The sequence below is a fragment of the Enterobacter sp. RHBSTW-00901 genome, assembly GCF_014103115.1.
GTDB classification, from domain to species: Bacteria; Pseudomonadota; Gammaproteobacteria; order Enterobacterales; family Enterobacteriaceae; genus Enterobacter; species Enterobacter cloacae_P.
The window spans coordinates 3,539,809-3,552,495 of the sequence record NZ_JABXPB010000001.1; the positions used below are offsets into that span (position 1 = coordinate 3,539,809).

General features: G+C 52.9%; 12 protein-coding genes, 3 tRNA genes and 1 pseudogene. 9 read left to right on the plus strand and 7 right to left on the minus strand.

Annotation, left to right across the window (positions count from 1 at the left end; all coding sequences use genetic code 11):
• The first annotated feature begins 248 nt into the window (after positions 1–248).
• Positions 249–1,595, plus strand: coding sequence for a PTS sugar transporter subunit IIC (locus HV318_RS17090; RefSeq protein ID WP_182273644.1), 1,347 nt, complete (start codon positions 249–251; stop codon positions 1,593–1,595).
• Between the two features lie 99 nt (positions 1,596–1,694).
• Here HV318_RS17090 and HV318_RS17095 read toward each other — a convergent pair whose 3' ends face one another.
• A complete protein-coding gene (locus HV318_RS17095) occupies positions 1,695–2,759 on the minus strand; it encodes a GGDEF domain-containing protein (RefSeq protein ID WP_182273645.1) in 1,065 nt (354 codons plus the stop codon).
• Positions 2,760–3,014: 255 nt separating this feature from the next.
• Here HV318_RS17095 and HV318_RS17100 point away from each other — a divergent pair, with 255 nt between their 5' ends.
• Positions 3,015–3,245 carry a DUF1435 domain-containing protein gene (locus HV318_RS17100; RefSeq protein WP_182273646.1) on the plus strand — a complete coding sequence of 77 codons (231 nt, stop codon included), beginning with the start codon at positions 3,015–3,017 and terminating at the stop codon, positions 3,243–3,245.
• A gap of 42 nt (positions 3,246–3,287) precedes the next feature.
• Here the strand turns inward: HV318_RS17100 and HV318_RS17105 are convergent.
• From HV318_RS17105 to rsmC, 4 genes are all read right to left on the minus strand, one after another.
• Positions 3,288–3,373: transfer RNA gene (locus HV318_RS17105), tRNA-Leu, on the minus strand.
• 32 nt (positions 3,374–3,405) lie between these two features.
• Positions 3,406–3,491: transfer RNA gene (locus HV318_RS17110), tRNA-Leu, on the minus strand.
• A 28-nt stretch (positions 3,492–3,519) separates the two neighbouring features.
• Positions 3,520–3,606, minus strand: a tRNA-Leu gene (locus HV318_RS17115).
• 173 nt (positions 3,607–3,779) lie between these two features.
• Entirely contained in the window at positions 3,780–4,808 is a 1,029-nt protein-coding gene (gene rsmC / locus HV318_RS17120; RefSeq protein WP_182273647.1) for a 16S rRNA (guanine(1207)-N(2))-methyltransferase RsmC, read from the minus strand.
• 102 nt (positions 4,809–4,910) lie between these two features.
• Here rsmC and HV318_RS17125 point away from each other — a divergent pair, with 102 nt between their 5' ends.
• The 7 genes and pseudogenes from HV318_RS17125 (at position 4,911) to HV318_RS17155 (ending at position 10,058) form a co-directional block, all read left to right on the plus strand.
• A complete protein-coding gene (locus HV318_RS17125; protein WP_182273648.1) occupies positions 4,911–5,324 on the plus strand; it encodes a DNA polymerase III subunit psi in 414 nt (137 codons plus the stop codon).
• Complete coding sequence (gene rimI / locus HV318_RS17130; protein WP_182273649.1) at positions 5,293–5,736, plus strand: ribosomal protein S18-alanine N-acetyltransferase; 444 nt, start codon at positions 5,293–5,295, stop codon at positions 5,734–5,736. Before HV318_RS17125 ends, rimI begins: the two co-directional genes overlap by 32 nt.
• A gap of 19 nt (positions 5,737–5,755) precedes the next feature.
• Entirely contained in the window at positions 5,756–6,433 is a 678-nt protein-coding gene (gene yjjG, locus HV318_RS17135; RefSeq protein WP_182273650.1) for a pyrimidine 5'-nucleotidase, read from the plus strand.
• Positions 6,434–6,525: 92 nt separating this feature from the next.
• Positions 6,526–8,115 carry a peptide chain release factor 3 gene (prfC, locus tag HV318_RS17140; RefSeq protein WP_182273651.1) on the plus strand — a complete coding sequence of 530 codons (1,590 nt, stop codon included), beginning with the start codon at positions 6,526–6,528 and terminating at the stop codon, positions 8,113–8,115.
• Between the two features lie 304 nt (positions 8,116–8,419).
• Positions 8,420–8,797 (plus strand): annotated as a pseudogene (locus HV318_RS17145) (BON domain-containing protein); the annotation flags it as partial.
• 131 nt (positions 8,798–8,928) lie between these two features.
• Positions 8,929–9,090: a DUF1328 domain-containing protein gene (locus tag HV318_RS17150; protein WP_002887716.1), complete on the plus strand. Its 162-nt coding sequence runs from the start codon at positions 8,929–8,931 to the stop codon at positions 9,088–9,090.
• 188 nt (positions 9,091–9,278) lie between these two features.
• A complete protein-coding gene (locus HV318_RS17155; RefSeq protein WP_524537213.1) occupies positions 9,279–10,058 on the plus strand; it encodes a TatD family hydrolase in 780 nt (259 codons plus the stop codon).
• Here HV318_RS17155 and HV318_RS17160 read toward each other — a convergent pair.
• Together HV318_RS17160 and HV318_RS17165 are read right to left on the minus strand one after the other, a co-directional pair.
• Positions 10,053–10,913, minus strand: coding sequence for a YjjW family glycine radical enzyme activase (locus HV318_RS17160; protein ID WP_182273654.1), 861 nt, complete (start codon positions 10,911–10,913; stop codon positions 10,053–10,055). The two genes, HV318_RS17155 and HV318_RS17160, sit on opposite strands and share 6 nt — an antisense overlap.
• Positions 10,888–12,435: a YjjI family glycine radical enzyme gene (locus HV318_RS17165; RefSeq protein WP_182273655.1), complete on the minus strand. Its 1,548-nt coding sequence runs from the start codon at positions 12,433–12,435 to the stop codon at positions 10,888–10,890. The genes HV318_RS17160 and HV318_RS17165 overlap by 26 nt, the downstream gene beginning before the upstream one ends.
• Between the last annotated feature and the right edge of the window lie 252 nt (positions 12,436–12,687).

Here is a 12,687-nt window from a genome sequence, read left to right on the forward strand (position 1 = left end):
CGTATGGCTGATTTCTGGATCGCCTTCACATTCACAGAAACCGGTTACAGTAACCGGTTGCGGAGCGTGCGTGAGAGATTAATACTGAGTACGTAACGTCCCCTGTATCCAATAATAAGAGCAAATTATGAAACCATTCTGTCTGAGCAGTACCGCTGGTACACAAGCCAGCAAGGTTGTGAAGCTGATTTATGGATTAACGTGTGGCGTGGATGCGCCTGTAACGAACGTCTGACAGGAGATCTGCTATGTCTGCCAACCACGCTGCGTTTAACCTGATATTCCGATTTGTTGAGAATTACGTTAGCCCGATAGCCGGGCGGATCTCCTCCCAGCGTCATGTTATGGCTATCCGGGATGGGTTCATCTCCGCGATGCCGTTCATGATTGTAGGATCATTCTTGTTAGTGTTTGCTTACCCACCGTTTTCGCCAGATACCACCTGGGGCTTCGCGCGCGCCTGGCTGGATATGGCGAAGCAATTCGAAGGCCAGATCCTGACGCCGTTTGATATGACGATGGGGGTGATGTCTATCTATATCTGTGCGGCCATCGCCTATAACCTGGGCAAACACTATGTTAAGTCGTATCAGTTAGATCCGTTCATGTGCGCAATGCTGTCGCTCATGGCATTTCTGCTGGTCGCAGCGCCAAAAACCAAAGGCACTCTGCCTGTAGACAGCCTGGGGGGGACGGGGATCTTTACCGCCATTCTGGTGGCAATCTACTGCGTAGAGATGATGCGGTTCCTGAAAGCGCACAACATTGGTATTCGTCTGCCTGACCAGGTACCACCGATGATCAAAAACTCCTTTGATCTGCTGATCCCGGTACTGGTGGTGGTGCTGACGCTCTATCCGCTGAGTCTGCTGATTCAGTCTGAGTTTGGCATGCTGATCCCACAGGCCATTATGTCTGTCTTTAAACCGCTGGTTTCTGCGGCAGACTCCCTGCCTGCGATCCTGCTGGCGGTGTTGATTGGCCATCTGCTGTGGTTTGCGGGGATCCACGGTGCAGCTATTGTCTCCGGAATGCTGCAGATGTTCTGGCTGACCAACCTGGGGGCAAACCAGACCGCGCTGGCGGCCAGCCAGCCTCTGCCACATATCTTTATGGAAGCGTTCTGGACGTTCTTTATTGTGATTGGGGGTTCGGGAGCTACGATGGGGCTGGTGTTCTGCTATCTGCGCAGCCGCTCTGCACATTTGCGCTCAATTGGCCGTCTGAGCGTGGTGCCAAGCATCTTTAACATCAATGAGCCTGTCATTTTCGGCACCCCGATTGTGATGAACCCTGTGTTCTTTATTCCTTTCCTGCTGGCCCCTATGGTCAATGCCGTGCTGGCCTGGTCAGCGATGAAGTTTGATCTGATTAGCCGCGTGATCTCTGTCGTGCCGTGGACGGCTCCTGCCCCAGTGGGTGCCGCATGGGCACTGGGTTGGGATTTCCGCGCAGCCATCCTGGTGGTGGTGCTGGCCTGCGTATCGGCAATAATCTACTTCCCGTTCTTTAAAGTGTACGAGAAGCAGTTGCTGGAACAGGAGGCTGAAGAAGCGCAGCGTAATGCTGAAGAGGAAAACCAGCAGGTTGCATAGGTCAAAGCAAAACGGCAACCGGAGGTTGCCGTTTTGCGTGTTTACCCTTCTCACCGGAGAAGCCGTTATTATTCATGCCGACCTTTCCGGTTCCCGTCCTTATGTTGTCTGCATCTCTTCGCTGAACAGGATGTTATTACGTCCCATATGCTTCGCTTCGTAGAGGGCTTTATCCGCTTTTTCCAGCGCGCTTTCAACGTCGTCACCCTCAAAAATGGCAATGCCAATACTGATGGTGACGTTGGTGGCGACACTTTCGTTGAACATATGCGGGATTTTTAAATCGTAAACTTTCTGGCGGATCCGCTCTGCCGTCAGACGGGCATGTTCAAGCGAGATGTTGGTCAGCAGTACCATAAACTCCTCACCACCAAAACGCGCGACAATATCACGTGAACGCACGGCATTACGGATTGCCGCAGAGACCCGGATCAGCGCCTGGTCGCCCATCATATGGCCATAGTGGTCGTTGTAGGCCTTGAAGTGGTCGATATCCAACAGCAGGACAAAGTGCTCGCCGTTTTCTACCGTCGGCAGGTTCTCCAGCCGGCTTTGCAGGCCACGACGGTTATACAGGCCGGTAAGCGGATCCATCATACTGAGATCGGTAAGCGTTTCTCGTTCTTCCAGTAACCGGGAGAGCAGCTCCTGAGCGAAATGGTCGTTACGTCTTTGCAGAATATTGTGAATACCAATCGCCACCACAGGCAGTGCGAAGGAGTAGGTCATTCTCAGCCAGTTTTCATGATTGCTTAACCACAGGCAGGCAATAAAGGCGGGTAAGGAATGCAGAATAAATGCTTTGATATTGCTGGCAAATGACAGTGAACCGATAAAAAGTACTGTTAATAACGCCATGATCAAATATGTCAGCTGATCGTGCGTAATTAACAAAAATTTCGAGACAATTTGCCAGGCCCATAAAGAACCGAAGATCGAGGAAACGACAGAAATATTGACTTTCCGGGTTCTGTTTTTCCAGTGCCAGAGGAGTAATCCACTACTGATTGCAAAAATAGCGAACAGGGGCATCGGAAACTGAGGGACAGAATAGAGCGGGTTTGTTACCGAGAACACGGCTGAGGTAGCGTTCAGGAATAAAAATAAACGTAAAGATAATTGATATTTGCTATTGACCAAAGACCGCCAGGATTGTGATGTCATAGTAGTACGTTTTTATTAAAATTTAATTAAAACAGATGAATAGGTGTTGTTTTTGAATAGTGAATGCAAAGTAAATCGAAAAATAATTATCAGAAAATCTTTATAGGTAGTTAACAGGTGAGCAATTTATCACCTTAGGCATTTCCTGTCATTACAGGAAAGGTAAAGGGCGATTGATTTTAATTATGCATGCTGACATATGATAATTATTACCATATGATATTGGTTATCATTATCAGTATGAAAGGGTAAAGCATGTTGAACAGGGCGCTGGGAAGTGGTTGGGGTGTACTGCTACCGGGGGTGATTCTGGGCGGTCTGATGTTTGCCGATCTCTCCATTGAGACCTGGAAAGCCATCATTGTTTCGGGGTTGTTGGTGACGTCGGCAATGATCTGGCATAAGCAGTTACGGCACTTTGTGTTGCTGCCATCATGCGTTGCGCTGGTCAGTGGAATTCTGGTGATACTGATGAGTTTGAAATAACAGGGAAAAAGAAGAGGTACAACAGAAGGGATGTAAGATAATTGGTGCGAGGGGGGGGACTCGAACCCCCACATCCTAAGGACACTAACACCTGAAGCTAGCGCGTCTACCAATTCCGCCACCTTCGCACAGTCATCTTACTTTTTTGATATCGCCTCGTTGGTGCGAGGGGGGGGACTCGAACCCCCACATCCTAAGGACACTAACACCTGAAGCTAGCGCGTCTACCAATTCCGCCACCTTCGCCCAGTGCGAGCAATATCAACGTGATTTATGGTGCGAGGGGGGGGACTCGAACCCCCACATCCGTAAGGACACTAACACCTGAAGCTAGCGCGTCTACCAATTCCGCCACCTTCGCATACCATCGATACTGTAAAAGTATCGTAACCACGGAGGCGCATTCTAGATGTTTTCAGCTTTACGTCAACTGAAAAGTGCGCACCTTTTATTGATTGCTGCAAAAATGGTCGGAACAGAGACGCCTGTTTGCCGGATGGCGCTGGCGCTTATCCGGCAAACAAACATGACGAATTATTTTTTCGCCTGACGTGTCATCACGGTGCGGTAAACCTTAAAGCGGCCGGTCTGGGCGATCACTTCGTGGAAGCCAAAGGTTTCATCCAGCACTTTCGGGTACGCCAGGAAGGCGTTCGCGACGATACGCAACTCGCCGCCGCTGTTGAGGTGACGGACTGCACCACGGATCAGCGTTTGCGCCGCCTCAAGGCTGGTCTCCATCCCGTCGTGGAACGGTGGGTTAGAGATAATCATGTCAAAGCGACCAGTCACATCAGAGAAGACGTTGCTGGCCATCACTTCGCCTTCAATGCCGTTGGCCGCAAGCGTTGCGCGGCTGGCTTCCACCGCTGGAGCACTGACATCACACAGCGTTAAACGCACTTTTGGCGAGTGGCTGGCAAGTACTGTCGCCAGTACGCCCGCACCACAACCCACGTCCAGCACTTTGCCTTTGGTGTGCGGCGTCAGGGTGGACAGCAGCAGCTTACTGCCAACATCCAGACCGTCGCGGCTGAAGACGCCCGGCAGGGTTTTGATGGTCAGACCGTCAAGCTGATATTCGCCCCAGAATTTATCTGCATCAAACGATGGCTGTTTTTCCAGGCGACCGTGGTACAGGCCGCAGCGACGGGCGCTGTCGACTTTGTTCAGCGGGGCATACTCTTCGAGCATCTGCTCTGCGCTACGCACGCCGCTGCGGTTCTCACCGACAACGAAGATGTCGCAACCGACCGGCAGCAGGGAGAGCAGGTTCATCAGCTGGAACTGGGCTTCCGGTTTGTTCTTCGGCCAGTAATAAATCAGCGTATCGCAGTTGGCAACATCGCTCTGCTCTGCCACCAGGCTAAAGCGCGCGCGCTCGCCCATCTGGCGGCTCAACACCTGCCAGTGGTGGTAATATTGGGTGTGGGCACGGCTTTCAGCACAGTCGAAACGCGCAGGCAGGTCATCCTGCATATCTCCGGCAAACAGAATACGGCTTTGTTCGAAATCATCACTGTGGCGCAGCAAGACTTCACTTGCCGGGGTAAATGCAGACATGAATTGTTCCTCAATAAACTCAGGCGGGGATTATAGTAGGTAGATGGCGCACTTTCGACACATTTGCTATATTTGCGCGCCTGAGAGACAGGAGTTTTCGCTATGACATCCCGACGAGACTGGCAGTTGCAGCAACTGGGCATTACCCAGTGGGCCTTGCGTCGCCCGACGGCGTTGCAGGGTGAAATCGCGATCTCCATCCCTGCGCACGTGCGCCTGGTGATGGTGGCGGAAGAACTGCCTGCCCTGAATGAACCCCTTATCGATGATGTCCTTCGTAGCCTGAAGCTGACCTCCGATCAGGTTTTACAGCTGACGCCAGAGCGGGTCGCGATGCTCCCTCCTGACAGTCGCTGCAATAGCTGGCGAATGGGGGAGCCAGACGAGAGCACCCTCCAGGGGAGCCAGATCAGCTCGCCCGCGCTGGAAGAACTGAAAGCCAACCCAAACGCGCGCCGCGCGCTATGGCAACAAATCTGCGAATATGAACACGATTTCTTCCCTCACGACGCCTGACCTGACAACAGCGTTCGCGATTGAAACACGCGCCCACGCATTTCCGTGGAGCGAAAAAACGTTCGCCAGCAACCAGGGTGAACGGTACCTGAACTACCGCCTGGATGTTGACGGCACAATGGCCGCGTTTGCGATTACTCAGGTCGTCCTTGATGAGGCAACGCTGTTTAATATCGCCGTTGATCCTGCGTTTCAGCGTCGTGGGCTGGGCAGGGAACTGCTTGAGCATCTCATCCGCGAGCTGGAAATCCGTGACGTTTTCACCCTGTGGCTGGAAGTGCGTGCATCGAATGTCGCCGCCATCGCACTCTACGAAAGCTTAGGCTTTAACGAGGCGACAATCCGCCGTAACTACTACCCCACCGCAGAGGGACGTGAAGACGCCATTATTATGGCTTTGCCGCTTGGATAACTAAAATAAGGTTGTAACGATGAAATGGGACTGGATTTTCTTTGATGCCGACGAAACGCTGTTCACGTTTGACGCATTCGGTGGCCTGCAGCGGATGTTTCTGGATTATAGCGTCACCTTCACCGCTGAAGATTTTCAGGACTATCAGGCGGTAAACAAACCGCTGTGGGTGGATTACCAGAACGGTGCCATCACCGCGTTACAGCTGCAGCACCAGCGCTTTGATGCATGGGCGGAGCGGTTAAACGTCAGCCCGGGTTTGCTGAACGACGCGTTCCTGAACGCGATGGCCGAGATTTGCGCACCGCTGCCAGGGGCGGTTTCCCTGCTGGATTCGCTGAAAGGAAAGGCGAAGCTTGGGATCATCACCAATGGTTTTACCGCGCTGCAGCAGAGCCGTCTTGAGCGCACCGGCCTGCGCGATCATTTCGACGCACTGGTGATCTCGGAAGAGGTCGGCGTGCCAAAACCTGATCCGCGTATTTTTGATTATGCGCTTGAACAAGCGGGTAATCCTGACCGTGAGCGTGTACTGATGGTCGGCGATACTGCCGAATCAGACATTCTTGGCGGCATGAACTCAGGTCTGTCGACCGTCTGGCTGAACGCGCATGGCCGCGCGCAGCCGGAAGGGATCGAGCCGACCTGGACCGTCACGTCATTGAACGAACTGGAGCAGCTCCTGTGTAAACAATGATTGCCTGCCCCCCATTGATGGGTAAAATAGCCGCATTTTTCGTATTCCATGATGCGCGGCCTGCTGTCGCGCTTACATAAGAAGATTTGATTATGACGTTGTCTCCTTATCTGCAAGAGGTGGCCAAACGCCGCACTTTTGCCATTATTTCGCACCCGGATGCCGGTAAAACGACCATCACCGAGAAGGTGTTGCTGTTCGGACAGGCGATCCAGACCGCCGGTACCGTAAAAGGCCGTGGCTCCAGCCAGCATGCAAAATCCGACTGGATGGAGATGGAAAAGCAGCGTGGTATTTCAATTACCACTTCCGTGATGCAGTTTCCGTATCACGACTGCCTGGTAAACCTGCTGGATACCCCGGGCCACGAAGACTTCTCCGAGGATACCTACCGTACCCTGACGGCGGTAGACTGCTGTCTGATGGTGATCGACGCCGCGAAAGGTGTAGAAGATCGTACCCGTAAGCTGATGGAAGTCACCCGTCTGCGCGATACGCCGATCCTCACCTTCATGAACAAACTCGACCGTGACATCCGCGACCCGATGGAGCTGATGGATGAAGTGGAAAACGAGCTGAAGATCGCCTGTGCGCCGATCACCTGGCCGATTGGCTGCGGTAAGCTGTTCAAGGGCGTTTACCATCTCTATAAAGACGAAACCTACCTGTACCAGACCGGTAAAGGCCACACCATTCAGGAAGTGCGCATTGTAAAAGGTCTGGATAACCCGGATCTGGACACGGCAGTCGGTGAAGAGCTGGCCGCGCAGCTGCGTGACGAGCTGGAGCTGGTGAAGGGGGCGTCTCATGAGTTCGACAAAGAGCTGTTCCTGAGTGGCGAAATTACACCGGTCTTCTTCGGTACCGCACTGGGTAACTTCGGCGTTGACCATATGCTGGACGGTCTGATTGAGTGGGCACCACGCCCGATGCCGCGTAAAACCGACACCCGTGAAGTGGAAGCACAGGAAGAAAAATTCACTGGCTTCGTCTTTAAAATTCAGGCCAACATGGACCCGAAACACCGTGACCGCGTAGCGTTCATGCGCGTGGTGTCCGGTAAGTATGAAAAGGGCATGAAGCTGCGCCAGGTGCGTATCGGTAAAGACGTGGTGATCTCCGACGCACTGACCTTTATGGCGGGCGACCGTTCCCACGTTGAAGAAGCGTATCCGGGTGACATCATCGGCCTGCACAACTACGGTACCATCCAGATCGGTGATACGTTCACCCAGGGTGAGATGATGAAGTTCACCGGTATTCCGAACTTCGCACCGGAGCTGTTCCGTCGTATTCGCCTGCGCGATCCGCTGAAGCAGAAACAGCTGCTGAAAGGGCTGGTACAGCTCTCCGAAGAGGGTGCTGTACAGGTGTTCCGTCCGATTGCCAACAACGATCTGATCGTGGGCGCAGTCGGTGTGCTGCAGTTCGACGTGGTCGTTGCGCGTCTGAAAAGCGAGTACAACGTCGAAGCGATTTACGAATCAGTCAACGTGGCCACGGCGCGCTGGGTTGAGTGTTCTGACGTGAAGAAATTCGAAGAATTTAAGCGTAAGAACGAAATTCAGCTGGCGCTGGATGGCGGTGATAACCTGACCTATATCGCGCCGACAATGGTGAACCTGAACCTGACGCAGGAACGTTATCCTGACGTGCAGTTCCGCAAAACGCGCGAACACTAATCTCCTCTCAGAGCACGGCAGCCACCGTGCTCTTCTTTAAATCCAGTCTTATTAATCCCTTGCGGAATGTTCTTAAATCATCGCATTTTCCTGAGTGTCGCTCGTTTTTTGACCTATTCTGAATGCGACACAGGGATAGTGATCTATATTTAACTCAGTGTTTAGCACCGAATGTGGATGAATTAACTATTCAGAATATATTTTCTGGTTCGCTATTTTATCTGGGTGTTTATTCGCAATATATCAATCTGTCTGTAAGGAAAATATGTCGCCCAAATAACGGGTAAAACACAGGAATATATCGATGAATATGACAAGACTGAAGATTTCGAAAACTCTGCTGGCGGTCACATTGGGTAGCATCCTCGTGAGCAGTTCTGTCCTCGCGGAAACCAACACAATGGATAACGTGCAGTCCACCGCAAATAGCGCAGGGGAAAAAATCGATAGCTCTCTGAATAAAGTCGGTAATTTCATGGATGACAGCTCAATTACAGCAAAAGTGAAAGCTGCGCTGGTGGATGATAAAAATATCAAGAGCGCTGGTATTTCCGTTAAAACCGACAATAAAGTTGTCACCCTGAGTGGTGTTGTCGAGAGTCAGGCTCAGGCTGAACATGCCGTATCCATTGCGAAAGCCGTTGAGGGTGTGAAGAGCGTCAACAACGATCTGAAGACGAAGTAAATGAGCACAATTCGCCCGTCTGGCTGAGGCCTGAGGGCGAAATAAGAACTACACCTGGAAAAACGCCGGTGAGTAGCCTGAGCGCTCATGCTTAGCGGCCGACATTAACTATGGTAAAGGAGAGGCTTATGTTTCGTTGGGGCATTATATTTCTGGTTATCGCGTTAATTGCCGCCGCGCTGGGCTTTGGTGGTCTGGCGGGGACGGCAGCGGGTGCGGCGAAAATTGTCTTTGTCGTCGGCATTATCCTGTTCCTGGTCAGCCTGTTTACTGGACGTCGCCGTCCATAGCTATGCATCACTCTGACAGCGACACTGAAGCCAGTCCTTGCGACTGGCTTTTTCTCATTTGAGTACCCGTGGGGATGTGCGTTACTGTGTCTGAACATGACCACGGGCTGGAGGAGCATAAATGGATTATCACCTCGCCAGCCAGGCGCAGCGAATGAGGCACAATTTGATAGCGAGGATCTGGCGTGATGCACTGCTTTGTCGACACCCATTGCCACTTTGATTTTCCGCCGTTTACGGGTGATGAAGAACAAAGCATTGCGAGAGCCGCCGAAGCAGGCGTTCAGGCGATCATTGTACCTGCGATCGAAGCGGCTAATTTTGAGCGTGTTCTTAACCTCGCTCAGCACCATCGCGCCATATATGCTGCACTTGGGCTGCATCCGATAGTTATTGAGCGTCATCTTGATGAGCATATTGAGAAGCTGGATGTGGTTTTGCAAACCGCCGGGAACAAACTCGTCGCCATCGGTGAGATCGGGCTCGATCTCTGGCGCGATGATCCGCAGTTTGAGCGCCAGCAGGCTCTCCTGGATGCACAGCTCAGGCTGGCAAAACGCCACGATCTGCCGGTGATCCTCCATTCCAGACGTACCCATGACAAACTGGCAATGCATCTGAAACGTATCGATCTGCCGCGAACGGGCATTGTGCATGGTTTTTCTGGTAGCCTGCAACAGGCACAGCGGTTTATTGAACTGGGTTATAAAATTGGCGTTGGCGGGACAATTACCTACCCGCGTGCCAGCAAAACCCGGGAGGTGATGGCACAATTGCCGCTGTCAGCGTTGTTACTGGAAACGGATGCCCCCGATATGCCACTCAACGGTTTTCAGGGACAGCCTAATCGCCCGGAGCAGGCGGCGCGTGTGTTTACCACGCTGTGCGAGCTGCGTGAGGAGCCAGAAGCGCTCATTGCCGGGGTGTTGCTTGAGAATACCCGTTCACTCTTTGGCGTCACACTATAGATAAAGCGCCGGGCGGATCACCGTAATCTTTTGTTTTTCCAGCGCCAGTGCCAGCGGTTCAACGTCGTCCGGCGTGGCGCTGCGCCATGACGCAGCCTCACCGTAAACCCCCTGTGCGTGAAAGGCATTGATCCGCACCGGGACATCCCCCAGAGAACGGATAAAGACGATCAGCGGTTTGAGATGTTCCAGATAATCACACTGATCCGGGATCACCAGCAGCCGCAGTTCCGTTAACCGTTGATGTTGCGCCAGCCAGCGGATGCTGTGTTTGATCTGCGGGTTTTCACGCCCGGTCAGGAAGCGGTGATGCTCATTTCCCCAGGCTTTCAGATCCAGCATGGCACCGTCAAACACCGGCAGCAGTTTTTGCCAGCCGGTTTCCCCTAACAGACCATTACTGTCCACCAGACAGGTTAAATGACGTAGCGCGGGATCGGTTTTGATCGCCGAGAAAAGGGCGATTAAAAACGGCAGCTGCGTGGTGGCTTCGCCGCCACTTACGGTAACCCCCTCTATAAACGGTGCTGCTTTGTGAATTTGCGTGAGGATCTCTTTCACGCTGAAGCGGTGCGCCATGGGTGTCGCCTGTTGCTGGCATAAATGCAGGCAGGTATCGCACTGCTGGCAGTGGCTCTCCTGCCACCAGACGCGTCCGGCCTGAATGTTCAGCGCATCGTGCGGGCAATGGGGGACGCAATCACCGCAGTCGTTGCAGCGACCGATTGTCCACGGGTTGTGGCAGGTTTTGCAGCGCAGGTTGCAGCCCTGCAGGAACAGCGCCAGGCGGCTGCCTGGACCGTCCACACAGGAGAAGGGAATAACCTGACTAACTAAAGCGCATCTGCTGTTCATGGCTTATCACGCGTGGCTGACGTTCCAGAATGCGGGTATTTCGCGCGGCCTCCTCGCCAAGCCACGTCGTGTTCGTGCGCGACCCGGCTTCGCGGTATTTTTCCAGATCCGACAGGCGCACCATATAGCCGGTAACGCGCACCAGATCGTTACCGGCGACGTTGGCGGTAAATTCGCGCATACCCGCGTTAAACGCCCCCAGACAAAGCTGTACGACCGCCTGCGGGTTACGTTTTACCGTCTCTTCCAGCGTCAGAATATCGCTGATCCCGGACGTGTAGTGTTGATGGTGCGGTGCTACGGCCAGCAGGTGGCTGATGGGATCGGGTTCATCACCGTAAGGCAGACGTGCGCCCGGCGTGGTGCCTGAGTCGGAACTGATCCCCGACTGTGCATGCAGGAGCGCGCGCTGTTTCCAGCCGTATTTCACCGGGGTGTTTTCAACAAACGCCGAGAGCTGCTCGCTAATGCGATAGCCCAGTGCGTTGGCCTGCTCATCCTTACCGTAACGACCTTTGATACCGCCTTTCTCACAAAGCAGGTTCACCGCTTCAGCCAGACCGTACATGCCAAACATTGGCACGAAACGATCGCTATCAATCAGCCCCTCTTTGACCAGGAAGCTATTCTCAAAGAAGCCGGATTTTTCATACAGGAACGTGCAACGCGCATCAATGATGGCTATCTGTTGCTGGCAGTAGTGCGGCAACGTGCGGGTGAAGAAGTCTTCAGGGGAATGGCTGCGTTCAGCAATCGCCTTCAGGTTGAGGCGTACCAGAGTGCTGCCACCGCCTGCGAGCGGCAGGGAGTTGTAACAACTCACCACACCATAGCGGCCTTTTGTGAAAATTTTATCATTTACTGGGCCATTAGAAACATGTGGTTTACTGCATTCACAAATGTTTTTTGCCACGCTCAGCAGCAGAGTGTCGGGCGTGACATCCGGGTCATAAATAAAGGTCAGATTGGGTGCAGCCTGCTTCAGTTCTGCATCCGCGCGCAGGATGGCACGCGTGATGGGGGTGTCCGCCGGGCCGATGTTGGCATGCATAAAAGCATCAGGTAGCGTTCTGTCGAGGTAACGCCAGAAACGTTTTATTCGAACATCGATTTCTTCTTGTGTTAGAATTCTAACATACGGATCCAGTAACGCATCGAGTTGTCCCAGGTAGACCGGCATTGATGTGACGGATGGCACATGGTGATACAGGATGGTTAACAGCGAGAGGGCATCATCAAGATCTTTTGCCCCTTCCAGCTCCAGCCATTCCGAGCCGTTAGCCAAAAATTTTGCGTAATCCGGCAGGACGTAACGGGGTTTGTAAGGCGCATGGCCTTCGAACATGTCGCAGATAACGCCCTCGTCCAGTGCGGCACGGGCAGCCTGAGGCAGGTCTGGATAGGGGAGATTGTTCTCCGCTTCCAGCGCCAGAAAATGCCGCTTTTGCTCCGGGGTTAATACCGGGCTTGTCACAATGTTCTGACAACGTTGTTGCAGGGCGTCGGGGCCGGCGTGGGACATATTCGCTTCCTTTATTGTTCTGCTATTGTTCTGCGGATGATGAACGGATTGTAGGAAGCCATCCCGTCAGGGCCTTTGATCCGACAGGGGTAATCGCTGCTTTAGTCAGCAATTAGCGAACTAAAGTTTGAAGTTGATCTCATTACAGTAATGCAAATTTGTACGCAGTTTTCATTAACTGTGATGAATGTCGAAGTGTAAGTGCGGGTGAATGTTAGAATACTCACAGACCCGCAAGGTAAATTTATACGG